Consider the following 23530-nt stretch of genomic DNA (forward strand, 5'->3'; position numbering starts at 1 on the left):
GGCCAGCGAACCTCGCCTCTAGGATTCAGGAGAAATCATGGCAGCACCAAAGTCGGCCGCACGGAAGCCGCGTAAGAAAGAAAAGAAGAACATTGCTGTGGGCCAGGCCCACATCAAGAGCACGTTCAACAACACGATCGTTTCGATCACCGACCCCAGCGGAGCTGTTATCAGCTGGGCTTCGTCGGGAGCCGTCGGCTTCAAGGGTTCGCGTAAGTCGACCCCCTTCGCCGCTCAGCTCGCCGCCGAGTCGGCTGCGCGTCAGGCGCAGGAGCACGGCATGAAGAAGGTTGACGTCTTCGTCAAGGGCCCGGGTTCGGGTCGCGAGACGGCGATTCGTTCGCTTCAGGCCGCAGGCCTCGAGGTTGGCTCCATCAACGATGTGACGCCGCAGGCGCACAACGGATGCCGCCCGCCCAAGCGTCGCCGCGTTTAAAGCACTCTTCGCTGCAGTCTGAGCCTGCCTGGCCCCCTCCGGGGAGCCCGGCAGGCTCGGGCCGTGGAAAGTTCCTTACACAATTCAACAACGCCGGGCCAGCTACCCGGTCGACAACGCAAGTGTCATATAGCGGACACTTAGCCGAAAGGAATCAATAGTGCTTATTGCACAGCGTCCAACGCTCACCGAAGAGAACATTTCCGAATTCCGCTCGCGGTTCGTCATCGAGCCCCTCGAGCCCGGCTTCGGTTACACCCTCGGCAACTCGCTTCGCCGCACCCTGCTTTCCTCGATCCCCGGCGCTGCTGTCACCAGCATCCGCATTGATGGCGTTCTCCACGAATTCAGCACCGTTCCCGGTGTGAAGGAAGACGTCACCGAGATCATCTTGAACATCAAGGGCCTCGTTGTCTCCAGCGAGCACGACGAGCCCATCACCGCCTACCTGCGCAAGCAGGGCGCCGGTGAGGTCACCGCCGCCGACATCTCGGCTCCGGCCGGTGTCGAGGTGCACAACCCCGAGCTCGTCATCGCGACGCTCAACGACACCGCCAAGTTCGAGCTCGAGCTCACCATCGAGCGCGGCCGCGGCTACGTGTCCGCCACGCAGAACCGCAACGAGTACTCCGAGGCCGGCCAGATTCCGGTCGACTCGATCTACTCGCCCGTTCTCAAGGTGACCTACCGCGTCGAGGCAACTCGTGCCGGTGAGCGCACCGACTTCGACCGCCTCGTGGTCGACGTCGAGACCAAGTCGGCCATCAGCCCGCGCGATGCAATCGCATCCGCTGGTCGTACGCTGACCGAGCTGTTCGGCCTCGCTCGCGAGCTGAACACCGCCGCAGAGGGCATCGAGATCGGCCCGGCTCCCGTCGACGCCGTGCTCTCGAGCGAGCTGTCGATCCCGATCGAAGACCTCGACCTCTCGGTGCGCTCGTACAACTGCCTCAAGCGCGAAGGCATCAACAACGTGAGCGAACTGGTCGCCCTCTCGGAGACCCAGCTCATGAACATCCGCAACTTCGGACAGAAGTCGGTGGATGAGGTCAAGGACAAGCTCGTAGAGCTCGGCCTGTCGCTCAAGGACTCCGTTCCTGGATTCGACGGCGCTCACTTCTACAGCGGCTTCGAAGACGAGACCAACTAGCGCTTCCGCGCTACCCGTGGCTCGTCGCAGAGCTTCCCACCACATTTGATACTGGAGACATAAAAAATGCCTAAGCCTACTAAGGGCCCCCGCCTCGGAGGCGGTCCGGCACACGAGCGCCTCATGCTCGCCAACCTGGCTGCCGCCCTGTTCACGCACAAGTCGATCAAGACCACGGAGACCAAGGCCAAGCGCCTGCAGCCCGTGGCCGAGCGCTTCGTCACCTTCGCGAAGCGTGGCGACCTGCACGCCCGCCGCCGCGTCCTCGCGTCGATCGGTGACAAGACCGTCGTGCACGAGCTCTTCACCGTGATCGCTCCGCAGGTTGCAGAGCGCGAAGGTGGCTACACGCGCATCACCAAGCTCGGCTTCCGCAAGGGTGACAACGCCCCCATGGTCCAGATCGAGCTCGTCCTCGAGCCCGTCGTCGCCAAGCCGAAGTCCGCCAAGAAGGCCGCTGCTGCAGCGGCTGCCGCGGCTCCTGCTGCTGAGGCTCCGGCCGAGGTCGTCGAGGCTGAGGAGACCGTCGAGGTCGTCGAGGCCGAGGCAACCGAGGCTCCGGCCGAGGAGAAGGCCGCCGAATAAGGCGCCTGCCATACCCCGCTTCACCCGAAGGGCCCCGAACGCGAGTTCGGGGCCCTTCGTCGTTCCCCTCAGACGGTGGGCCGCGTCACGAAATCCGGCCTGCCGGCTCTCCTAGACTGGATGCCGTGACTGAGCAGTACGCAGCCCCCGAGCCAGACCCGATCGACGACGATGCGGTGACGCGACTGGCCCCAGGCAGCGTCCGACTCCGGCTGGACATCGCCTACGACGGCACGAACTTCAGCGGCTGGGCGGTCCAGCCGGTGCTGCGCACCGTCCAGGGCGAGATCGAGGCGGCGCTCGGGTCGATCCTGCGCCGCAACCCGCCGACACCCCGACTCGTCGTCGCCGGCCGCACCGACGCCGGTGTGCACGCGACCGGACAGGTCGCGCACGTCGACCTCACGGAGGCGCAGGCGGCCAGCGTGCTGAGCCCGGCCAGGGGGCGCAACGCCCGTGCGGCGGACAGCGACGCCGCGATCGCGCTGGCACGGCGCCTGAACGGCATCCTGAGCCAGAAGGGCGACATCGTCATCCGGGCGGCGCGGCTCGCCCCGCCCGGCTTCGATGCGCGATTCGGCGCGCTCTGGCGCCGCTACGAGTACCGCATCGCCGACGCGGAGTCCGAGCGCGACCCGCTGCAGCGGTTTCGCACCACCTGGCTCCCCAGCCGGCACTGGCTTGAGCCGATGGACGAGGTCGCCCAGGAGCTGTGCGGGCTGCACGACTTCGCCGCCTACTGCAAGCCGAAGCCACGCGCAACGACGATCCGCACGCTGCAGAGCTTCTACTGGCGGCGGGACGAGCAGGGGGTGCTCATCGCCTCGCTGCAGGCCGATGCCTTCTGCCACAGCATGGTCCGTGCCCTCGTCGGCGGCTGCGTCGCGGTCGGCGTCGGCCGGCTCACGCCCGCGCGGCTGATCGAGCTGCGCGACGCACGCGAGCGCACCGCGGCGTTCAAGGTGATGCCGGCCCGCGGCCTGGTGCTCACCGAGATCGGATACCCGGATGACGCCGCCCTCGCGTTGCGGGCTGCGGAGACGCGCGCGCACCGCGCGCTCTAGGCCGGCGACGCCGCCCGCCCGGCATCCGCTCGAATTGCCAGCGCGCCGCCGAGCGTCTATTATTGATCCTTGGTGTCTCGGCTTGCTGGCCGAGCCCGCGAACGTGAGCCCTCCATCGTTTGTGTTCCACATACGAACACGCCCGGAGCGGGATTCACGAACACCTCCGTTCGACACAGAAAGCAGCCACTACAGTGACGCGCACTTACACCCCGAAGGCTTCCGAAGTTTCGCGCAGTTGGGTCATCATTGACGCAACTGACGTCGTTCTCGGCCGCCTCGCCAGCCACGCAGCCGTAATCCTCCGCGGCAAGAACAAGGCGACATTCACCCCCCACATGGACATGGGTGACTTCGTCATCATCATCAACGCCGACAAGGTCGCCCTGACCGGCTCCAAGCTCGACCAGAAGAAGGCCTACCGCCACTCGGGCTACCCGGGCGGCCTCACGGCCGTCAGCTACTCCGAGCTGCTCGAGAAGAACCCTGAGCGCGCAGTCGAGAAGGCCATCCGCGGAATGCTTCCGAAGAACTCCATCGGTCGCGCTCAGCTCAAGAAGCTCAAGGTCTACGCAGGCTCCGAGCACCCGCACGCCGCGCAGCAGCCGGTGCCGTACACCCTGACCCAGGTCGCTCAGTAGAGCCTCCCGGTCCCAGACTTCTCGACTTCTAAGACAAAGGATTACCACCATCGTGGCTAAGATCGCAGACCAGATTGACTCTCCGGAGAGCTACTCCACCGAGACGCCGGCCGAGGCAGCCCCCAAGGCTCCCCGCGCAGTGCTGAACGTTGGCGGCGCAGCCGTCGGACGTCGCAAGCAGGCCATCGCCCGCGTGCGCCTCGTTCCCGGCTCGGGCACGCTCAGCGTGAACAAGCGTGAGTTCGCCGAGTACTTCCCCAACAAGCTGCACCAGCAGCTGATCACCGACCCCTTCAAGGTGCTCGACCTCGTCGGCAGCTACGACGTGGTCGCCAAGATCACCGGTGGCGGCCCCTCGGGTCAGGCAGGCGCACTGCGTCTCGCCATCGCTCGTGCGCTCAACGAGATCGACCGCGAGAACAACCGCGCGATCCTGAAGAAGGCCGGCTTCCTCACTCGTGACGCTCGCGTCATCGAGCGCAAGAAGGCTGGTCTCAAGAAGGCCCGCAAGGCCTCGCAGTTCTCGAAGCGCTAACCAGCGCTTTCATCGGAGTATCAGGCATTGCCTCGACTCTTTGGCACGGACGGCGTCCGGGGCCTGGCCAACCGTGAACTCACGGCTGACCTGGCCCTGGGCCTCGCCCAGGCCGCCGCCGCTGTGCTCACAAAAGGGCGCCGCGCCGAAGAACGCCGCGCGGCCGGTCGCAGACCGGTTGCCGTCGTTGCGCGCGACCCGCGCATTTCCGGTGAGTTCCTCACCGCCGCCGTCTCGGCCGGCCTCGCCTCCTCTGGCGTCGATGTCCTCGACGCCGGGGTGCTGCCAACCCCCGCCGCGGCCTTCCTGATCGCCGACATCGGCGCCGACTTCGGCGTGATGCTCTCGGCTTCGCACAATCCGGCCCCCGACAACGGCATCAAGTTCTTTGCCTTCGGCGGCACCAAGCTTCCCGATGAGGTCGAAGACCGCATCGAGGCCTACCTCGACAAAGAGGTCCTGCTGCCGACCGGTGGCGACGTCGGCCGCATCCGTCGTTTCGCGGACGCAGAGGACCGCTACGTCCTGCACCTGCTCGGCACGCTGCCCAACCGCCTCGACGGCATCCACGTCGTGCTCGACTGCGCCCACGGTGCGGCATCCGGCGTCTCGCCTGAGGTGTTCACCAACGCCGGTGCGCGCATCACCCTCATCGGTGCCGATCCAGACGGCATGAACATCAACGACGGCGTCGGATCGACCCACCTCGACAAGCTGGCCAAGGCCGTGCTCGAGCACGGGGCCGACGTCGGCATCGCGCACGACGGCGACGCCGACCGCTGCCTCGCGGTCGACCACGAGGGCAACGTCGTCGACGGCGACCAGATCATGGCGATCCTGGCCGTCGCGATGAAGGAGCGCGGCCACCTCACCAACGACACCCTCGTCGCGACGGTGATGAGCAACCTCGGCCTGCGCAAGGCGATGGCGGCCAACGACATCACCATGATCCAGACGAAGGTCGGCGACCGCTACGTGCTCGAAGAGCTGAACGCCGACGGCCTCGCGCTGGGCGGCGAGCAGTCCGGCCACGTCATCATGACGGAGTACGCGACGACCGGCGACGGTGTGCTGACCGGCCTGCACCTGGTGGCCGAGATGGCGCGCACCGGCAAGTCGATTGCCGAGCTCGCCAGCGTGATGACGGTGTACCCGCAGATTCTCGTCAACGTGCGCGGCGTCAACCACACGGCCATGGCCGGCGACGAGGGCATCGCGGATGCCGTTCGCGCCGCCGAGGCGGAACTCGGCGACACCGGGCGCGTGCTGTTGCGGCCGTCCGGCACCGAGCCGATGGTGCGCGTCATGGTGGAGGCCGCCGACCAGGCGACCGCAGACCGGCTCGCGCACTCGCTCGCCGACGTCGTGCGGGAGCGCCTCGCGCTGTAGCCCGAACTCGTAGAAAAGGCCCGATACTCGCTGAGTTTCGGGCCATTTCTACGAGTTCGCCGCGTCGAGGTCCGCTGCCGACGGATTAGAGCTTGCGGAGAAGCACGCTGGAGACGGCGTGGTCCGAGTCCTTGCGGAGCACGAGGGTGGCGCGCGAGCGGGTGGGGCGGATATTCTGCAGCAGATTCGGCTCGTTGATGCTCTGCCAGATGCCGCGCGCCCGAGCCCGCGCCTGCTCCTCGGAGAGCGAGGCGAAGCGGTGGAAGTAGGACTTCGGGTTGCTGAACGCCCCGCGCTGCAGCTTGAGGAAGCGTTCCTCGTACCAGCGGGCGATGTCGGAGGTGCGCGCATCGACGTAGACGGTGAAGTCGAACAGGTCGCTCACGGCGAGGCGGTGGCCGGGAGCGGGCGGCTGCAGCACGTTCAGGCCCTCGACGATCAGCACGTCGGGCTGACGCACCGTGATCTGGGCGTCCGGCACGATGTCGTAGCTGAGGTGCGAGTAGAACGGCGCGCGCACCTCAGGCGCCCCCGACTTCACGGCGCTGACGAAGCGGAGCAGCGCACGGCGGTCGTAGGACTCCGGAAAACCCTTGCGCTCCATCAGGCCGCGGCGCTCGAGTTCGGCGTTGGGCAGCAGGAAGCCGTCGGTCGTCACCAGCTCGACGCGGGGAGTGTCCTCCCAACGGGCGAGCAACTCCCGCAACAGACGGGCGATCGTCGACTTTCCGACGGCCACGGAGCCGGCGACACCGATCACGAACGGCGTCGTCGCCGAACGCTCGCCGAGGAAGTCGCTCGTGGCGCGGTGCAGCTGCTTGGTGCCGGCCACATAAAGGTTGAGCAGTCGACTGAGCGGCAGGTAGACATCGGTCACCTCTGAGAGGTTCAGCGGCTCGCCGAGGCCCCGGAGCTGAACGAGCTCTGTCTCCTGCAGCGGCAGGCGGGTGGATGACGCCAGCGCGGCCCAATCGGCGCGCTCCAACTCGACGAACGGAGAGTTGTGGCCATTGCCATTCTGGTTGCGCTGCTCGGCCATAAACCCCGAGTTTACTGGCACGCGGCGTGCCAGAGCCGCCGCGTCCGGAGCTCTCAGGAATTAGTCGACTAAAATCATCCCCTATGTGCGGAATTGTTGGATATGTCGGTGACAAGAAGAGCCTCGAAGTACTCGTCGGCGGGCTCCGCCGTCTGGAGTACCGCGGCTACGACTCGGCCGGCGTTGCGGTGATCGACGACGACGGGCACCTCGGCACGGCCAAGAAGTCCGGCAAGCTCGTCAAGCTCACCGACGAGCTCGCCGCCTCCCCGATTGCTGACGGCCGCGCCGGCATCGGCCACACCCGCTGGGCAACCCACGGTGGTCCGACCGATGTGAACGCCCACCCCCACCTCGGTGACGACGGCAAACTCGCACTGATCCACAACGGCATCATCGAGAACTTCTCCGAGCTCAAGAACGAGCTCCTCGCCGAGGGCTACAGCTTCGACAGCGAGACGGACACCGAGGTCGCCGCCGTGCTGCTCGGCCGCGAATACCGGGCAACCGGAGATCTGCGTGCGGCCTTCCGCAACGTCGTCAGCCGCCTCGACGGCGCCTTCACACTGCTGGCCCTGCACCGCGATGAGCCGAACCTCGTCGTCGGCGCGCGCCGCAACTCGCCGCTCGTGATCGGCCTCGGCGACGGCGAGAACTTCCTCGGCTCCGACGTCGCAGCGTTCGTGCAGTACACCCGAACCGCGATGGCCGTCGGCCAGGACCAGATCGTTGCCATCACCCCCGACTCCGTCGTCGTCACCGACTTCGCCGGCGCCCCGGTCGAGGTCGAGACCTTCGAGGTCGAGTGGGACGCGGAAGCCGCAGACAAGGGCGGCTGGTCCAGCTTCATGGCCAAGGAGGTCGCCGAGCAGCCAGACGCCGTCGCGAACACGCTGCGCGGGCGCATCGTCGGCGATGCGGTCGTCGTGCCGGAGCTGGCCGCCTTCGGCGACGACGTGCTCGCCGGCATCCGCCGCATCGTGATCATCGCCTGCGGAACCGCCGCATACGCCGGCATGACCGCGCAGTACGCGATCGAGAAGTGGGCACGGGTTCCGGTCACCGTCGAGCTCAGCCACGAGTTCCGCTACCGCGACCCGGTGATCTCCGACGACACCCTGGTGATCTCGATCAGCCAGTCCGGCGAGACCATGGACACGCTGATGGCCGTGAAGTACGCCCGCGAAGCCGGTGCGCGCGTGATCTCGGTGTGCAACACTCAGGGCGCGACGATTCCGCGCGAATCGGACGCCGTCGTGTACACGCACGCAGGGCCCGAGGTCGCCGTGGCATCCACCAAGGCCTTCGTCGCCCAGATCACGGCCCTGTACCTCTTCGGTCTGCACCTGGCCCGCGTGCGCGGCACGCTGAGCGAGGCAGAGCAGGCCGAGCAGGTGGGCGAGCTCACCGCGATCCCCGCGAAGATCGCGACGGTGCTGGAATCCAGCGCAACGATCGCCCAGCTCGCGCACTGGATGGCCGACACCCGTGCCGTGCTCTTCCTCGGCCGCCATGTCGGCTTCCCGATCGCGATGGAGGGCGCGCTCAAGCTCAAGGAGCTGGCGTACATCCACGCGGAGGGATTCGCCGCCGGCGAGCTCAAGCACGGCCCGATCGCCCTGATCGAGCCGGGCCAGCCCGTATTCGTCGTTGTTCCGAGCCCGCGCGGCTCGGCGACGCTCCACCCCAAGGTCGTCTCCAACATCCAGGAGATCCGCGCCCGCGGTGCCCGCGTGATCGCGATCGCCGAGCAGGGCGACGTCGCGGTGCTGCCGTTCGCCGACGAGGTCGTGCGGATCCCGCTCGCCGGGGCGCTGTTCGAGCCGCTGCTGGCCGTCGTTCCGCTGCAGATCTTCGCGATGGAACTCTCCATCGCCAAGGGCCTCGACGTCGACCAGCCGCGCAACCTCGCCAAGTCCGTCACGGTCGAGTAATCCGGATGCCGGCCGTGCCACGCGGAGCCGAATGAACGGCGGACTCGGATGATCGTCGGGATCGGGGTCGACGTCGTCGACCTCGCGCGATTCGAGCGAGCCATCGCCCGCACGCCACGGTTGCCGGAGCGCCTGTTCGCCGAGAGCGAACGGAGCAAGCCGGTGCACTCGCTGGCCGCCCGATTCGCCGCCAAGGAGGCGCTGATCAAGGCGCTCGGTGGACCGGCGACGCTCCGCTGGCACGACATGGAGGTCGTCAACGACGAGGACGGCAATCCGGGCTTCGCGCTGCACGGTGCCACGGCCGCAGAGGCTGCGGCCCGCGGCATCACAAGGATCCACCTCTCGATGAGCCATGACGCCGGAATCGCGACGGCCTTCGTCATCGCGGAATCCGGACCAGCAACACCAGCACCACCAGAAACGGGAACGGACGAGACATGAGCGGGAACAGCGATGCGACACTGCGCGCTGCGGTGATCGACCTGGACGCGGTGCGCGGCAATCTGCACGCCATCCGCTCGTTCGTCGGCCGCGATGTCGCACCAGCACCGCTCGTGATGGCGGTGGTCAAGGCAAACGCATACGGGCACGGCGCGATCGCGGTCGCCCTCGCCGCCCAGGACGGCGGAGTCGACTGGCTCGGCGTCGCCGACATCGACGAAGCCCTCGAGCTGCGTTCGGCCGGGGTCACCGCGCCGATCCTCGCCTGGCTGCACGGCCAGGATGCAGACTTCGCAGCGGCCGTCGCGGCCGAGGTGAGCCTCGGCATCTCCTCCCTCGCGCAGTTGCGGGCGGCGGCGGGCGCCGCCAGGGCGCTGCAGCGTGTGGCATCCGTGCAGCTCAAGCTCGACACCGGTCTTAGCCGCAACGGCGTCGCCGCGAGCGAGTGGGCCGAGGTCTTCGCGGTAGCCAGAGAAGCAGAACTCGCCGGTGAGGTGCGCGTCGACGGTCTATTCAGCCACCTCTCCAACGCTTCTCCGGCCGACGACGCCGCCCAGTGCGCACTCTTCGACCAGGGCATCGCGGCCGCGGAGGGCGCAGGGCTCAGTCCGGCGCTGCTGCACATCGCGGCCACGGCCGCCGCGCTCAGCCTGCCGGCCGCGCGCTACTCCATGGTGCGCATCGGAATCGGCATCTATGGGCTCTCGCCGTGGGGCGACGCCCTCCCGGCCGGCCTCGAGCTCGTACCCGTGATGACGCTCACCGCCCGCGTCGCCGCCGTGCGCCGGGTGCTGGCAGGCACCGCGGCCAGCTACGACTACACCTGGCGGGCAACGCGTGACACGACGCTCGTGCTCGTCCCGCTCGGCTATGCCGACGGTATCCCGCGGCAGGCATCGGGTCGGGCGAGCGTCTCGATCGGCGGCGCAACGCACCCGGTGATCGGGCGCATCGCGATGGACCAGTTCATCGTCGATGTCGGCGACGCCGAGGTGCACCCTGGCGACGAGGTTGTGCTGTTCGGCGATCCGGCGCGCGGGGTTCCGAGCGCCGAGAGTTGGGCGGATGCCGCAGGAACGATCAACTACGAGATCGTCACCCGCATCGGCCACCGCGTGCCCAGGAGCGCCAGGTGATCACCCGCACCGTCGACACGGCCGACGACATGCACGAGTTCGGGGCGGCCATGGCGGCGCGGCTGCGCGCCGGGGACCTGCTCGTGCTCGACGGACCGCTCGGTGCGGGCAAGACGACGTTCACGAGGGGACTCGGTGAGGGCCTCGGCATCCGCGGCACCGTCACCAGCCCGACGTTCGTGCTTGCCCGCACCCACCCGAGCGTTGTCGGCGGGCCTGCGCTTGTGCACGTCGACGCCTACCGGCTCGGCGACGCCAGGGAGCTCGACGACCTCGACATCGACTACGCGAACTCGGTCGTCGTCGTGGAGTGGGGCGCAGGCATGCTCGACGGTGTGAGCGAGTCGTGGCTCGAGATGACATTGCAGCGGCCGACGGGCGCAGCGCCCGATGGGGGAGACTCGGCCGAGCTGGACGGCGACGAGCCCCGCGTGGTCACCGTGCGCGGCTTCGGGCCGCGCTGGGCCGGTTCCGAGTTCTCCGCGTAGCCATCTGGGTCTGGCACTGCCTGAGTTTTCCTTGGCGGAGGCCGCCGCCTTTCGCGATGCTTCGCGTCGCGCGCGTAGGCTGGAGGGATGCTCCTCGCGATCGATACCTCAGCCGGAACGAGTGTCGCCATCGTCGACCGTGACGCCGGGATCCTCGCGGAACGCTCCGTGGCCGACACGATGCGCCACGCCGAGGTGATCGGCGGCATGATCCAGGAGTGCCTCTCGGCGTCCGGAACGACCCGCGACGCCCTCTCCGGCGTCGTCGCCGGTATGGGGCCAGGCCCGTTCACCGGCCTGCGCGTCGGCATCGCCGCCGCCCGCACCTTCGCCCTGGCTCTCGGCAGGCCGCTCGTGCCGGTCGTGAGCCACGACGCCATCGCCTTCGCCCACTACGGCTCGGCCGCGACCGTGGGAACAGCGATCGATGCGCCCCTGCTCGTCGTGACCGACGCCCGCCGCCGGGAGCTGTACTGGAGTGCGTACTCCGGGGTCGACGCGCTCGGCCTGCCCGTTCGCCGCGGTGGCCCCGGCCTCGCGAAGCCGGGCGAGGTGTCGACGACCGTCCTGGACGGCCTCGCCTTCGCCGGGGAGGTGGAACGTCTGGATGCCGCGGAGATCTCTGCCGGCGCCCTCGGCATGGTCGCCGAACTCAGCTTCGCCGCCGGCCGCCCGTTCGCCGCCGACGAGCCGCTCTACCTGCGCTCGCCCGATGTCATGCTCTCCACCGGCCCCAAGCGGGTCACCAGGTGACCTGGCAGCTGCGCCGGGCCGGTGCCGCGGACGTTCCGGCGATCATGGCCATCGAGACGGCGATGTTCCCCACCGACGCGTGGTCGCCGGAGGCCATGTCCCGCGACGTCTCAGACCCCAAGTGCTACTACCTGGTGGCGTTCCCGCCCGATGCGCCGCAGAACATCGAGGCCTATGCCGGGCTGCTTGCGCCGCGTGGCGCCTTCGAGGCCGACATCCAGACGATCGCCGTCGCGCCAGGCGCTCAGGGCAAGGGCCTCGGCCGCGTGCTCATGCTGCGGCTGATCGACGAGGCGCGCAGCCGCGGTGCGCGTGAGATCTTCCTCGAGGTGCGTGCGGACAATCCGGGCGCCAGACACCTCTACGAGAAGCTCGGCTTCGCCGAGATCGGTGTGCGCCGCGGTTACTACAAACCCGACAACGTCGATGCGGTCGTGATGCGGCTGGCCATAGCCGCGCCGCAGCCCGGACTGGCCCAGCCGGACAAAACCGGCCTCGAGCAGCAGGAGACACCCTCGTGAGCAGCACCATGAACCGCACCGATCCGCTCGTGCTCGGCATCGAGACGAGCTGTGACGAGACCGGCATCGGGATCGTGCGCGGCACGACCCTGCTCGCCAACACGATCGCATCCTCGATGGACGAGCACGCGCGCTACGGCGGGGTCGTGCCGGAGGTTGCGGCCCGCGCGCACCTCGAGGAGATGACGCCGGCGATCACCGCGGCGCTGGCGGAGGCCGGCATCCGGCTCGACGACATCGACGCGGTGGCCGTCACCAGCGGGCCGGGCCTCGCCGGGGCGCTGATGGTCGGCGTCGGCGCGGCCAAGGCGCTCGCGATCGCGCTCGACAAGCCGATCTACGCCGTCAACCACCTCGTCGGACACGTCGGGGCCGACCTGCTCGCCACCGGGCAGGACGGCGTCTCCGAGCCGCTTGAGTACCCGACCATCGCACTTCTCGTCTCGGGCGGGCACACCTCGTTGCTGCTGGTGCGCGACCTCACCGGCGACGTCGAGCTGCTCGGCGAGACGATCGATGACGCGGCGGGTGAGGCCTTCGACAAGGTCGCCCGCGTGCTCGGCCTTCCCTACCCGGGCGGCCCGCACATCGACCGCCTCGCGGCGGAGGGCAACCCGAAGGCGATCCGTTTCCCCCGCGGGCTCACGCTGCCCAAGGACATGGCCAAGCACCGCTACGACTTCAGTTTCTCCGGGCTCAAGACGGCCGTCGCGCGCTGGGTGGAGAAGGCCCAGGATGCCGGCGAGGAGGTGCCAGTCGCCGACGTCGCCGCCAGCTTCCGCGAGGCCGTCGTCGATGTGCTCATCGGCAAGGCGATCGCTGCGTGCATCGATCACGGCGTTCCGCGCTTGCTGCTCGGCGGCGGCGTTGTGGCCAATGCACGGGTGCGGGAACTCGCCGGGGAGCGGGCCGCGGCGGCCGGCATCGAGCTGCGCATCCCGCCGCTGAGCCTCTGCACCGACAACGGCGCCATGATCGCGGCGCTCGGCGCGCAGCTGATCATGGCGGGCAATGAGCCAAGCTCGCTGGACTTCGGCGCCGACTCGACCCTCCCGGTCACCGACATTCAGGTGCACTGACGAGCCGGCAGCCAGAGGATTTACCCTGCTGGGGCCGCACAACCCTGAAGCTGAGGTCTAGGCTTGAGGTGTGTCGCACAGTTGCCGCTGTCGTTGACAGCCAGACTGCTCGATGCGACCATAGCTCCGCGGTGACCGTGAGGCCGGATTGGCCCGCACCGCAGACGAGAAGGGCTCAAACCATGACCGATCAGAATCTGCCCCCCGTACCGCCCAGCGAACCGACTCCGCCGACCACGCCCGACGTCCCGGCAGCAGCTCCTGAGGTTCCAGCGGCTCCAGAGGTCCCCGCAGCTCCGGCCTATGTTGCGCCCCCTGCGCCCCCGGCTCCCGCCTATGGCGCCCCACAGGTTCCGCCCGCCCCTGCTTACGGCGCCCCGGAGGTTCCTCCGGCTCCCGCGTACGGTGCACCGGCCTACGGCGCCCCGGCTGCCGGTTACGGCCAGCCCGCCTTCGGCGCAGCGCCCAAGACGAACACCTTCGCCATCGTGTCGCTGGTCGCCTCGATCGCCGGTCTGTTCACCGGCATCACCTTCCTGGTCGGCATCATCTTCGGCCACATCTCGCTCAGCCAGATCAAGAAGACGGCAGAGGGTGGACGCGGCATGGCGATCGCCGGCCTCATCATCGGCTACATCGGACTCGTCGTCGGCATCATCGTGACGATCGCGCTGATCGCCTTCTTCGCAGCGCTCGCGGCGAACCCGAACTTCGACGGCACCTACAACTACTAGTCGCGAACTCGTAAGAACGGCCCTCATCCGATGTGGATGGGGGCCGTTTCTGCGAGTTCGGCGGATGGGCGGGCTGCTACACACGCTCCACGAGCAGCGTCACGTGCTTGCCGGCCGCGCGGGTGAGCACAATCGTGGCGGCCGCGGAGCCCTTGAGCTTCAGGCGGGAGCGCAGCGTCGCCGGGTCGATGTCGATGCCACGCTTCTTGATCTCGAGCGTGCCGATGCCGCGGGCGGAGAGGGCGGCCTTGAGCTTCTTCTCGTCGGCAGGCAGCCGCTCGATCACACGGAAGCACGTGGCGAACGGCGTCTCCTGCGCGGTGTCAGCGGTGAGGTACGCGATGCCATCGCTCAACATCGATGCATCGAGCGAGCGGGCGAGGTCGCCGATCAGGCGGGAGCGGATGACGGCCCCGTCCGGTTCGTAGATGTACTCGCCAAGCTCGCCGACCTCGACGTCGTCGCTGTCGCCTGAAGCCGCGAGCTCGTGGCTTCCGTCCCGATTGAGCACCAGCGCACTGCGCCGGATTCCCGGCCGCGCGAGCGCGCCGAACCACAACCCCATCTCGACGAGCTGGCCATCGACGGAGACCCACTGCGCCTCCGCCTCGGCCGGGATGAGTGAGCGGTCGAAGCCAGGCCCGAGCTTGACCCCGGTCGGGAAGCGCTCGGCCAGGCCGAAGGCGAAGTCCAGTGACGGCGTGTAGTCCTCTGGCCGCGTGAGCCTGGAGGTGTTGCCGTGGCCGGCGCTCCGGCGGGCGGGGTCGAGGTAGATGCCATCGGCCGGTCCGCCGTCCAGTGCCTCGAGGTCGACCTCCTCTGCGCGGGCGTGCAGCACGTTCGCGTGCGGGAACGGCGCGAGGTTGAAGGAGGCCAGCGTCGCGGTGACCTCGTCGGCATCCGCTGCCGTGACCCGCAGATCGAGGGCGGCGATGGCGATCGCGTCTCCGCCGATGCCGCAGCCGAGGTCGGCGACGTGCTTCACCCCTGCACCGGCGAAACGACCGGCGTGCAGCGCGGCGACACGCAGTCGCGTCGCCTGCTCGAGGCCGGCCTCGGTGAAGAGCATGGTGCGGGCGAACTCGCCGAACTTGCCTGCGGCCTTGGCGCGCAGCTTGGCCTGGCTGAGCACAGCTGCGACGAGGCCAGGAGCGTGCCCGTCCTTGCGCAGCTCGGCGACCGTGCGCACGACGTCGGCAGAGGAGTCCCACTCCGGCAGCGAGTCGAGGAGCCGCAGCCCGTCGGGGGAGAGCAGTTCGATGAGCTCGGAGCGTTCCATAGCTGCCACGCTAACACCGCAGCGGGGTGCCGTCCGTGCCGGTTGCTCGGCCGTCGATTCGGCATCCGCCCGGCATTCACCGCTGGCTTGCTCTCAGGGCGAATTCACTGGCACTCACGTTGCACGAGTGCCAACCAAGGCCTAAACTCGACTTAGCACTCTCGGTGTGAGTGTGCTAACTCCACGTCTTTTCTAGAAAGAGGTCAACCGTGTCGGTCAGCATCAAGCCGCTCGAGGATCGCATTGTCATCAAGCAGGTTGAGGCCGAGCAGGTCACTGCGTCGGGACTCGTCATTCCTGACACCGCCAAGGAGAAGCCCCAGGAGGGCGAGGTCGTGGCTGTGGGCCCCGGTCGCATCGACGACAATGGCAACCGCGTACCGCTCGACGTCGCAGTCGGCGACAAGGTTCTCTACTCCAAGTACGGCGGAACCGAAGTGAAGTTCGGCGGCGAGGACTTCCTCGTGCTGTCGGCTCGCGACGTGCTCGCTGTGGTCGTGCGCTAAGCATCACCGTTTTCGGAAGACCCGGATGGCTTCGGCCATCCGGGTCTTTTTTGTCGGAGCAACACGCCCGACGGTGCGGTGCACACTGTATACAGGCGTAGAATGCCGAAGTGGAAAACCCCAACGAACCGCAGATCACCTCCGCCCCGCCGTCGGCCGCCCCGGTCTCGAACGCGCCGGGCGCAGGTCGTTCCGGTCTGATCTACGCCGGCATCGCCTACGTGCTCTGGGGATTCCTGCCGATCTACTTCATCTCGCTGGCGCCGAGCGGTGCCTTCGAGATCGTCGCGTGGCGCATCGTGTTCTCGCTCGTGTTCTGCATACTGCTGCTCGCGGTCACCCGGAAGTTCAAGCCCTTCTTCGCGCTGCTCATGCAGCCGCGCATCTCGCTCACCATGGCGTTGGCGGGCGCGCTCATCTACGTGAACTGGCAGACGTACATCTACAGCGCGATGAGCGGCCAGGTCGTCGAAGCCTCTCTCGGCTACTTCATCAACCCCATCGTGACCGTGTTCCTCGGGGTGTTCTTCCTGCGTGAGCGACTGCGGCCTGCGCAGTGGGCGGCCGTCGGTGTCAGCGTCCTCGCGGTGCTCGTGATCGCGATCAGCGCCGGCAGCGTGCCGTGGATCGCCCTCACGCTCGCCTTCTCCTTCGGCTTCTACGGTTACATCAAGAAGCGGGTCGGCAATACCGTCGACGCCGTAGCCGGGCTCACCATGGAGACGGTCTGGTTGTTCCCCGTCGCGATCGTGCAGCTCATCGTCGTGGCGATGACGGTCGGCATCACCTTCGGAACGGTCAGCCCGGTCCACACGGCCCTGCTCATCGGCACCGGCGTCATCACCGCCGTCCCGCTGATCCTCTTTGCTGCCGCATCGCGCAGGCTGCCGCTGATCTACATGGGCTTCATCCAGTACTTCGCACCGATCATCCAGTTCCTCGTCGGCGTGCTCATCCTGCAGGAGCCGATGTCCCCCGAACGGTGGATCGGCTTCTCGCTGGTCTGGCTGGCGCTGCTCATCCTCACCGTCGACGCGCTCGCCAATCGGCGCGGAAACCGGCAAACGGTCGCCGAACTGGTCTGAGCCGTTTCGGACAGTTCCAGCATCGGCGCGAGGCCCTGAGAGTTCCTGAGCTGAGGCTGCCGCCTCGCGCGTCGCTGCGCGGCGCGCGGGGCGATGTAACGATTTGACTTACTCGGCAACGTTGTGGCATCGAAGCCTTGTTTCGATGCGCAGCGGCCAATACTGTGACACCACGGCAGTCTGTTGACTGTCTCATCGGTGTTCATTCAAGCCATATAGGAGCAACATGAGCGTATTCGCGAAGGCCTCGGCCTCCCGCTCCGTCCGGGCAATGCTGAGCGGAGTCGCCCTCATCGGCGTCAGCGCACTCGTACTGACCGGATGCAGCAGCACGGGAGGGGGCGGCAGCACCACATCGCCCGAGTCCACAACCCCAGCCGATGCCGGTGACGCACTGCCGATCGCGGCAGGTGACCGCGATCTCGCGGTCAAGCTGGGCCAGCTGGCCCCGCAGAGCGGATCGCTCGCTTTCCTCGGCCCGCCCCAGATCGCAGCAGCGCAGCTCGCGGTCGACGACATCAACGCCGCAGATCTGGGCATCCAGCTCGAGCTGAACGTGCGTGACGAGGGTGACACGACGGTTGACGTCGCAACGGGATCCGTGACCGACCTGCTGTCGCTGGGCGTGTCCGCCATCTCCGGCGCGGCTGCATCGGCGCAGACCCGCAACGTCTACGAGCAGGTCACGAGTGCAGGCGTCGTGCTGATGTCGCCGTCGAACACGGGCCTCGACCTCACCGACATCGCAGACAACGGCCTGTACTGGCGTACGGCGCCGTCCGACGTGCTGCAGGGTGAGGTGCTCGGAAACCTCATCGCAGAGGACGGTAACAGCACACTCGGCATCATCTACCAGAACGACGCATACGGCACCGGCCTGGCCGAGACCACGAAGACCAACTTCGAGGCCGGCGGCGGAACGGTTGTCGCGGAGTCGAGCTTCAACACGGGTGACACGAACTTCACGACGCAGATCAGCGACGTGACGGCGCAGAACCCCGACGCGATCGCCCTGATCACCTTCGACCAGAGCAAGATCATCATCCCCGAGCTGGTCGGTTCCGGGTTCCCCGGCGACAAGCTCTACCTGGTTGACGGCAACCTCGTCGACTACAGCGCCGACTTCGCAACCGGTCTCATCACCGGCGCGAAGGGCACCAAGCCCGGTCTCGATCTGACCAAGCTCGGTGACTTCACCGACCGTCTGCTCGAGGTCGACCCGACGCTGACCGACTTCACCTACGCGCCAGAGTCGTACGACAACATCGTGCTCTTCGCTCTGGCGGCCTACGCGGCCAACGACACGACGGGGCAGTCGATCGCCGACTACCTCCGCCAGGTCTCCGGCGGCAGCGGCGAAGGTGAGAAGGTCACCAGCTTCGAGGATGGCGTCGCGCTGCTCAAGAAGGGTGAGCAGATCGACTACGACGGCTACTCCGGCCCGATCACCTTCGATGAGAACGGTGACCCGACCGAGGCGACCATCGGCATCTACCAGTACGACGCGGGCAACCTGCCCTCCAAGCGACTGAACTAATAGCGCAACCACAGAAGGGCCCCGGCTTCGGCCGGGGCCCTTCTGCATGGCGGTGGCACTTTCGGAGAAGGCTTGACTCTCACACGGTGTGAGGGTGGATCGTCGGAGACATCATGTTCACCATTGGAGAGTTCGCGTCGATCGGTCGGGTGTCTGTGCGCATGCTCAGGCACTATGACGAGATCGGTCTGCTGCCACCCGCCCGCGTCGACCCATTCTCGGGCTACCGCTACTACGCAGGGACGCAGTTCCGGGAGCTGAGCCGGATCGTCACGCTGAAGGAGCTCGGTTTCGGCCTCGAGGATGTCGCCACGATCGTGCACGGGGGCCTCGGCCCCGATGCCGTGCACACGATGCTGCTGCGTCGTCGGGCGGAGCTTGCAACTCAGCTCGAGCTCGATACGACCAGGCTCAAACGCCTCGACGCGCACATCCGCATTGCAGAAGGAGAAACCATCATGTCTGATCCCACGGGCACCGCAGCAGTCGCGCTCCGCGCACTTCCCGAGGAGAGGGTGGCCGGTGCCACCGCCATCGCGCCCGGTTTCGGCCCGTCGAATATCACTCCGGTCATCGGGCCGCTGTTCGACCGCCTGCGCGCGGCCATGACCGCGGCCGGTGTGTCGCCCCAGGGAGAGGCGATCGCGAGCTACGACGCCATCGAGGACGCCCCAGACGGCGAGAGCGTGCGCGCGAGCGCCTGGTTGATCGTGCCGGATGACGTGGCGGCCGGCGACGGTTTCACGGTGCAGACGCTTCCCGGCGTGATCCAGGCCGCCACGATCGTGCACCACGGCAGCATGGCGACCATCGGTGAGAGCTGGCAGGCGCTGCACGACTGGATCGCCGAGAACGGCTTCGAGCTGGCCGGGGTCTGCCGGGAGCGCTACATCCTCTCGCAGCCGGAACCGCAGGAGGACTGGGTGACCGAACTCCAGCAGCCGGTGGCCACCACGCGGTAGAACGTACGCGACCGCGGTAGTCGCGACTACCGCGGTCGAGTGGTTCCTACCGCGCGAGCGAGTGCTGCGCGGTTGAACCGCGCTAGTCGTCCTGCCCGAGCGTGCCGAGGTAGAGCCCGATCACCTTCGGGTCGTTGAGCAGCTCGCGCCCGGTGCCCGTGTACGCGTCGTGGCCCTGATCCAGCACGTAGCCGCGGTCACAGATCTGCAGGCAGCGGCGGGCGTTCTGCTCGACCATGATCGTCGTGACGCCGGCCTTGTTGATCTCCTTGACGCGCAGGAACGCCTCGTCCTGTCGCACGGGGGAGAGGCCGGCGCTCGGCTCGTCGAGCAGGAGCACGTGCGGGCCCATCATGAGCGCGCGCGACATGGCTACCATCTGGCGCTCGCCGCCGGAGAGCGAGCCCGCTCGCTGGGAGAGGCGCTTGCCGAGCTCGGGGAAGATGGCCGTGACGAACTCGAGCCGCTCCGCGAGCCCCTTGGGCTTCTGGTAGATGCCCATCTCCAGGTTCTCCTGGATGGTGAGGGTGGGGAACACGTTGTTGGTCTGCGGCACGAAGCCGACGCCCTTGCCGACGAGCTTGTTCGCCTTGAGGTTCGTGATCTCCTCGCCGTGCAGGAAGATCCCGCCGCCGCGCACTTTGACGAGGCCGAAGATCGACTTCAGGAGCGTTGACTTGCCTGCGCCGTTCGGGCCGATGATACCGATCAGCTCGCCCTGCCTGGCGGTGAGGGAGCAGTCGGTGAGGATGTTGATGCCGGGCAGATAGCCGGCCGTCACCGTGCGCACATCGACGACGACCTCGCGGCTGTCGGTCTCCGGCTCGGCGGCCGGCACGATTCCCGGGCTACTGTTCGTCATCGAGGAGCTCCTTAATGGCTTCGACATTGTCGCTATCGCTGCTGCCGAGGTCGCTGTCGTGGTGCTGGCCGAGGTAGGCGTCGATCACGGCCGGGTTCTGCATGACCGTGTGCGGGTCGCCCTCCGCGACGACGCGGCCCTCCGCCATCACGATCACCCAGTCGGCGATGTGGCGAACCATGTGCATGTCGTGCTCGACGAAGAGCACCGTCATCCCCTGTGCCTTGAGGCCGAGAATGTGATCGAGCAGAGACTGCGTGAGAGCCGGGTTGACACCGGCCATCGGCTCGTCGAGCATCACCAGGGTCGGATCGCTCATCAGCGCGCGCGCCATTTCGAGCAGCTTCCGCTGGCCGCCGGAGAGGCTGGCTGCGTAGTCGTCCTTCTTGGCATGGAGCTTGAAGCGGCCGAGGAGTTCGAGCGCCTTCGCCTCGATCTCCTTGTCCTGCTTGCGCCAGAGGAACGGCAGCAGCGCGCGGAACATGTTCTCGCCGACCTGACCGGTCGCCCCGAGCTTCATGTTGTCCATCACGCTGAGCAGCGCGAGCGACTTCGTGAGCTGGAAGGTGCGGATCAGGCCCATGCGCGCGACCCGGTACGCGGGGATGTGTGCGAGGTTCGTGCCGTCGAACGTCCACGTTCCGGTGTCCGGCTTGTCGAAGCCGGTGAGCAGGTTGAAGAAGGTCGTCTTGCCCGCGCCGTTCGGCCCGATCAACGCCGTGATGGCGCCGCGCGGGATCTCGACGTGCTCGACGTCGACGGCGGTGAGGCCGCCGAAGGTGCGCCGCACGCCGTCGGCGATGAGGATCGGGTCGTTCTTTCGGCATCCGGGGACGGCATCGCCGACGTGCAGATCGACCGACTTGATCGGCTTGGCGCTGGGGGTCACGTTATTTGACAAAAGCCAGCTCCTTCTTGTTTCCGAGTATGCCTTGCGGCCTGAATATGACGATCAGCATGATGGCGACGCCGACCAGGATGAAGCGCAGCTGCCCGCCCTGCACCTGGGAGATCGGCAGCCAGCCGGCCTCGACCGCGCGGGCGATGAAGCCGGAGAAGAACGACAGCAGCACCCAGAACAGCATCGAGCCGACAACGGGTCCGAGGATCGTCGCTGCGCCGCCGAGCAGCAGGATCGCGTAGATGAAGAAGGTGAGCGATGTCGCGTAGTGGGCGGGGATCACCGCGCGCGGCATGATGAAGATCATGCCGGCGAAGGTTCCGAACACACCACCGAGGATCAGGCTCTGCATCTTGTACGAGTAGACGTTCTTGCCGAGCGCGCGCACGGCATCCTCGTCTTCACGGATGCCCTTGAGCACGCGCCCCCAGGGGCTGCGCATGAGCAGCCAGGTGAACACGCAGGCGATCGCCACGACGGTCCACGCCACGATGATGACCCACCAGTCGTCGGCGCTGTGCGTCCATGGGCCGATTCCGACCTGGCCCTCGAAGTTCAGCGGGTTCAGGGCGCGGAAGCTGTCCTTGTACTCGCTGAGGCCGTTTGCGGAGCCCGTGACGGCCACGAATGAGTTCGTGGTGAAGAGCAGGCGAAGGATCTCGGCCGCCGCGATCGTGACGATGGCCAGGTAGTCGGCCCGCAGTCGCAGCGTCGGAACGCCGAGGATCAGGGCGAAGACCACGGAGGCCCCGACACCGACGAGCACGGCGCCCCACACCGGGAGCCCGAAGGTCAGGATCGAGATGGCATAGCCGTATGCACCGAGCGCCATGAAGCCGGCCTGACCGAAGTTCAGCAGTCCGGTGTATCCGAAGTGGATCGCCAGACCGAGCGCGGCGAGCGCGTATGCCGCCGTGGTCGGGCTGATCAGCTCGACCGCTGCGTTAGAGAAGATGAGTCCCCAGTCGATCATTGTTCAGCCCTCCTAGCCGATTCTCTCTTTGCGGCCCAGGATTCCCTGAGGCCGAACCAGCAGCACGACGATCAGGACGACGAGCGCCCCGACGTATTTCATGTCGGGCGGAATGACAAGCGTTGACAGCTCGACGAACAGGCCGACGATGATCGAGCCGACGAGGGCTCCGAAGGCCGTTCCGAGGCCGCCGAGCACGACGGCCGCGAATACAAGCAGCAGGATCTGGAAGCCCATGTCCCAGCTGACGCCTGGACGGAAGTACGCCCAGAGAATGCCGCTCAGGCCGGCCAGCGTCGCGCCGATGACCCAGACGATGCGGATCACGTAGTCCACGTCGATGCCGCTGGCGGCCGCGAGGCTGGGGTTGTCAGACACCGCGCGGGTGGCCTTGCCGATGCGGGTGCGCAGCAGGAAGTACGCGACGGCGAGCAGCACGACGATGCTGATGCCCATGCTCGCCAGGTCGATCCACGACAGCGAGAGCGGTCCGAGCTGCAGTTCGGCCGGCGAGGCGCCTGGCAGCTGCCTCGTCGTTCCGCCGTAGAAGAACTGGTAGGTGTAGCGCATCGCCAGCGCGAGACCGATGCTCACGATCATGAGCTGGATGACGCCGACGCCGCGCTTGCGCAGCGGCTTCCACAGTGCGGCATCCAGACCCCAGCCGAGCGCCGCGCTCAACACCAGGGCGATGAGGATCGCGAGCCACACCGGCAGCGCGAATGTCACCGAGAATGTGAGCGTCATCAGGGCACCGAAGGTGATCAGCTCGGAGTGGGCGAAGTTGCTGAGCCCCGTCGTTCCGTAGATCAGCGAGAGGCCGATCGCGGCGAGTGCCAGCAGCAGTCCGAAGTTGAGGCCGTTGGCGACCCGGTTGATGAGCTGGTCGAAGAACGAGACCGTGACGCGGGTTCCCTCGCCGAGGAAGAAGTTGACCGATTTGGTCTTGGTGAGCCCGAACTCCGCGGTCAGCGGGTTGCCGCCCTCCTTCACGACGACGCCCTTGGGGAGCGTGTCCTCGTCGAGCGTCACCGTGTACGTGGCCTTCTCAGGGACGCCGACCCGCCACTTGCCGTCAGCGCCCGTCTTCACCTCGGTGTCGGTGGCTGGGCCCTCCACGGTGATCACCACGCCCTCGAGCGGCTTGCCGTCGAACGTCACATTGCCGGCGATGATGTAGTCGTACTTGTCCACATCGACGTCGTCGGCGTGTGCCGGAGACGCGCCGAGGAGCGAGAGCGCGAGCGCAACGAATAGTAAGAGCACCATCGCGACGACTGCGCGTGGTGACCTCTTCTGAGCCGATTCAGTGGATATCACTGCACCTCCATGGGTGGCGCCGACGAGAAAACTCGCCCGGCTCCGGGGCCTTACCGCTGACAACAGCGTCGACGGTACGTGCTGATTATGTCGCAAGTGTTTCGTCGCGTCGCACATTCAGCACTTGATTGTGATCTGAGGAATGCTCCGCGCGCAAACTCGCTTAACATTGACGTA

At 67.2% G+C, this 23530-nt stretch carries 25 protein-coding genes; 19 read left to right on the plus strand and 6 right to left on the minus strand.

The annotated features are described in order from the left end of the window. The first annotated feature begins 37 nt into the window (after positions 1-37). The 7 genes from rpsK to glmM all read left to right on the plus strand — a co-directional run bounded on the left by rpsK (position 38) and on the right by glmM (position 5800). On the plus strand, positions 38-436 hold the full coding sequence (rpsK, locus tag EV379_RS02345; protein ID WP_047405459.1) for a 30S ribosomal protein S11: 399 nt from the start codon (positions 38-40) through the stop codon (positions 434-436). A 160-nt stretch (positions 437-596) separates the two neighbouring features. Continuing rightward, positions 597-1586, plus strand: coding sequence for a DNA-directed RNA polymerase subunit alpha (locus tag EV379_RS02350; RefSeq protein WP_055834620.1), 990 nt, complete (start codon positions 597-599; stop codon positions 1584-1586). Between the two features lie 66 nt (positions 1587-1652). Then, complete coding sequence (rplQ, locus tag EV379_RS02355; protein ID WP_130504733.1) at positions 1653-2171, plus strand: 50S ribosomal protein L17; 519 nt, start codon at positions 1653-1655, stop codon at positions 2169-2171. A gap of 161 nt (positions 2172-2332) precedes the next feature. After that, positions 2333-3235, plus strand: coding sequence for a tRNA pseudouridine(38-40) synthase TruA (gene truA / locus EV379_RS02360; RefSeq protein ID WP_423203254.1), 903 nt, complete (start codon positions 2333-2335; stop codon positions 3233-3235). Positions 3236-3429: 194 nt separating this feature from the next. Next, a complete protein-coding gene (rplM, locus tag EV379_RS02365) occupies positions 3430-3876 on the plus strand; it encodes a 50S ribosomal protein L13 (protein WP_130504734.1) in 447 nt (148 codons plus the stop codon). 52 nt (positions 3877-3928) lie between these two features. After that, positions 3929-4411, plus strand: coding sequence for a 30S ribosomal protein S9 (rpsI, locus tag EV379_RS02370; protein WP_130504735.1), 483 nt, complete (start codon positions 3929-3931; stop codon positions 4409-4411). A gap of 27 nt (positions 4412-4438) precedes the next feature. Beyond that, positions 4439-5800 (plus strand): phosphoglucosamine mutase, encoded by a 1362-nt coding sequence (glmM, locus tag EV379_RS02375; RefSeq protein ID WP_130504736.1) that lies wholly within the window; start codon positions 4439-4441, stop codon positions 5798-5800. An 85-nt stretch (positions 5801-5885) separates the two neighbouring features. On the opposite strand, the gene coaA is transcribed toward glmM, so the two are convergent. Further along, a complete protein-coding gene (gene coaA / locus EV379_RS02380) occupies positions 5886-6839 on the minus strand; it encodes a type I pantothenate kinase (protein ID WP_130504737.1) in 954 nt (317 codons plus the stop codon). Positions 6840-6922: 83 nt separating this feature from the next. On the opposite strand from coaA, the gene glmS reads away from it, so the two are divergent. From glmS to EV379_RS02420, 8 genes are all read left to right on the plus strand, one after another. Further along, positions 6923-8773: a glutamine--fructose-6-phosphate transaminase (isomerizing) gene (glmS, locus tag EV379_RS02385; RefSeq protein WP_130504738.1), complete on the plus strand. Its 1851-nt coding sequence runs from the start codon at positions 6923-6925 to the stop codon at positions 8771-8773. Between the two features lie 48 nt (positions 8774-8821). Continuing rightward, complete coding sequence (locus EV379_RS02390) at positions 8822-9217, plus strand: holo-ACP synthase (protein WP_130504739.1); 396 nt, start codon at positions 8822-8824, stop codon at positions 9215-9217. Next, positions 9214-10353, plus strand: a complete 1140-nt coding sequence (gene alr, locus EV379_RS02395; RefSeq protein ID WP_130504740.1) for an alanine racemase — start codon at positions 9214-9216, stop codon at positions 10351-10353. Before EV379_RS02390 ends, alr begins: the two co-directional genes overlap by 4 nt. A gap of 29 nt (positions 10354-10382) precedes the next feature. Continuing rightward, positions 10383-10841, plus strand: coding sequence for a tRNA (adenosine(37)-N6)-threonylcarbamoyltransferase complex ATPase subunit type 1 TsaE (gene tsaE / locus EV379_RS02400; protein ID WP_130507241.1), 459 nt, complete (start codon positions 10383-10385; stop codon positions 10839-10841). An 87-nt stretch (positions 10842-10928) separates the two neighbouring features. Next, positions 10929-11594: a tRNA (adenosine(37)-N6)-threonylcarbamoyltransferase complex dimerization subunit type 1 TsaB gene (gene tsaB, locus EV379_RS02405; RefSeq protein WP_130504741.1), complete on the plus strand. Its 666-nt coding sequence runs from the start codon at positions 10929-10931 to the stop codon at positions 11592-11594. After that, entirely contained in the window at positions 11591-12115 is a 525-nt protein-coding gene (rimI, locus tag EV379_RS02410) for a ribosomal protein S18-alanine N-acetyltransferase (protein WP_242616197.1), read from the plus strand. Before tsaB ends, rimI begins: the two co-directional genes overlap by 4 nt. Positions 12116-12123: 8 nt before the next feature. Continuing rightward, entirely contained in the window at positions 12124-13194 is a 1071-nt protein-coding gene (tsaD, locus tag EV379_RS02415) for a tRNA (adenosine(37)-N6)-threonylcarbamoyltransferase complex transferase subunit TsaD (RefSeq protein WP_130507242.1), read from the plus strand. 182 nt (positions 13195-13376) lie between these two features. Continuing rightward, positions 13377-13928 carry a DUF4190 domain-containing protein gene (locus EV379_RS02420; RefSeq protein WP_130504742.1) on the plus strand — a complete coding sequence of 184 codons (552 nt, stop codon included), beginning with the start codon at positions 13377-13379 and terminating at the stop codon, positions 13926-13928. Between the two features lie 76 nt (positions 13929-14004). On the opposite strand, the gene EV379_RS02425 is transcribed toward EV379_RS02420, so the two are convergent. Beyond that, entirely contained in the window at positions 14005-15207 is a 1203-nt protein-coding gene (locus EV379_RS02425) for a THUMP-like domain-containing protein (protein ID WP_130504743.1), read from the minus strand. Between the two features lie 209 nt (positions 15208-15416). Here EV379_RS02425 and groES point away from each other — a divergent pair, with 209 nt between their 5' ends. The 4 genes from groES (at position 15417) to EV379_RS02445 (ending at position 19297) form a co-directional block, all read left to right on the plus strand. Further along, positions 15417-15713 carry a co-chaperone GroES gene (groES, locus tag EV379_RS02430; RefSeq protein ID WP_047405484.1) on the plus strand — a complete coding sequence of 99 codons (297 nt, stop codon included), beginning with the start codon at positions 15417-15419 and terminating at the stop codon, positions 15711-15713. A gap of 110 nt (positions 15714-15823) precedes the next feature. Further along, positions 15824-16798, plus strand: coding sequence for an EamA family transporter RarD (gene rarD, locus EV379_RS02435; RefSeq protein WP_423203230.1), 975 nt, complete (start codon positions 15824-15826; stop codon positions 16796-16798). Positions 16799-17024: 226 nt separating this feature from the next. Continuing rightward, positions 17025-18335: an ABC transporter substrate-binding protein gene (locus tag EV379_RS02440; protein ID WP_130504744.1), complete on the plus strand. Its 1311-nt coding sequence runs from the start codon at positions 17025-17027 to the stop codon at positions 18333-18335. Between the two features lie 113 nt (positions 18336-18448). Next, positions 18449-19297: a MerR family transcriptional regulator gene (locus EV379_RS02445; protein WP_130504745.1), complete on the plus strand. Its 849-nt coding sequence runs from the start codon at positions 18449-18451 to the stop codon at positions 19295-19297. A gap of 82 nt (positions 19298-19379) precedes the next feature. Here the strand turns inward: EV379_RS02445 and EV379_RS02450 are convergent, their stop codons facing one another. From EV379_RS02450 to EV379_RS02465, 4 genes are read right to left on the minus strand one after another with little or no spacing between them, the layout of a single operon-like run. Further along, positions 19380-20159, minus strand: a complete 780-nt coding sequence (locus EV379_RS02450; RefSeq protein WP_130504746.1) for an ABC transporter ATP-binding protein — start codon at positions 20157-20159, stop codon at positions 19380-19382. After that, complete coding sequence (locus EV379_RS02455) at positions 20146-21060, minus strand: ABC transporter ATP-binding protein (protein ID WP_130504747.1); 915 nt, start codon at positions 21058-21060, stop codon at positions 20146-20148. The genes EV379_RS02450 and EV379_RS02455 overlap by 14 nt, the downstream gene beginning before the upstream one ends. Beyond that, a complete protein-coding gene (locus EV379_RS02460) occupies positions 21050-22030 on the minus strand; it encodes a branched-chain amino acid ABC transporter permease (RefSeq protein ID WP_130507245.1) in 981 nt (326 codons plus the stop codon). Before EV379_RS02460 ends, EV379_RS02455 begins: the two co-directional genes overlap by 11 nt. A 15-nt stretch (positions 22031-22045) precedes the next feature. Beyond that, positions 22046-23353 carry a branched-chain amino acid ABC transporter permease gene (locus EV379_RS02465; protein ID WP_423203231.1) on the minus strand — a complete coding sequence of 436 codons (1308 nt, stop codon included), beginning with the start codon at positions 23351-23353 and terminating at the stop codon, positions 22046-22048. Positions 23354-23530 lie beyond the last annotated feature (177 nt).

Source organism: Microterricola gilva, assembly GCF_004217495.1.
In the GTDB taxonomy this organism is placed as follows: domain Bacteria; phylum Actinomycetota; class Actinomycetes; order Actinomycetales; family Microbacteriaceae; genus Microterricola; species Microterricola gilva.

Coding starts and splice junctions, on each gene's coding strand:
- alr (WP_130504740.1), top strand. CDS start 9,214: ATGAGCGGGAACAGCGATGCGACACTGCGCGCTGCGGTGATCGACCTG.
- EV379_RS02445 (WP_130504745.1), top strand. CDS start 18,449: ATGTTCACCATTGGAGAGTTCGCGTCGATCGGTCGGGTGTCTGTGCGC.
- tsaB (WP_130504741.1), top strand. CDS start 10,929: ATGCTCCTCGCGATCGATACCTCAGCCGGAACGAGTGTCGCCATCGTC.
- EV379_RS02420 (WP_130504742.1), top strand. CDS start 13,377: ATGACCGATCAGAATCTGCCCCCCGTACCGCCCAGCGAACCGACTCCG.
- EV379_RS02390 (WP_130504739.1), top strand. CDS start 8,822: ATGATCGTCGGGATCGGGGTCGACGTCGTCGACCTCGCGCGATTCGAG.
- coaA (WP_130504737.1), bottom strand. CDS start 6,839: ATGGCCGAGCAGCGCAACCAGAATGGCAATGGCCACAACTCTCCGTTC.
- EV379_RS02440 (WP_130504744.1), top strand. CDS start 17,025: ATGAGCGTATTCGCGAAGGCCTCGGCCTCCCGCTCCGTCCGGGCAATG.
- EV379_RS02450 (WP_130504746.1), bottom strand. CDS start 20,159: ATGACGAACAGTAGCCCGGGAATCGTGCCGGCCGCCGAGCCGGAGACC.
- rplQ (WP_130504733.1), top strand. CDS start 1,653: ATGCCTAAGCCTACTAAGGGCCCCCGCCTCGGAGGCGGTCCGGCACAC.
- tsaD (WP_130507242.1), top strand. CDS start 12,124: ATGAACCGCACCGATCCGCTCGTGCTCGGCATCGAGACGAGCTGTGAC.
- rpsK (WP_047405459.1), top strand. CDS start 38: ATGGCAGCACCAAAGTCGGCCGCACGGAAGCCGCGTAAGAAAGAAAAG.
- EV379_RS02425 (WP_130504743.1), bottom strand. CDS start 15,207: ATGGAACGCTCCGAGCTCATCGAACTGCTCTCCCCCGACGGGCTGCGG.
- tsaE (WP_130507241.1), top strand. CDS start 10,383: ATGCACGAGTTCGGGGCGGCCATGGCGGCGCGGCTGCGCGCCGGGGAC.
- glmS (WP_130504738.1), top strand. CDS start 6,923: ATGTGCGGAATTGTTGGATATGTCGGTGACAAGAAGAGCCTCGAAGTA.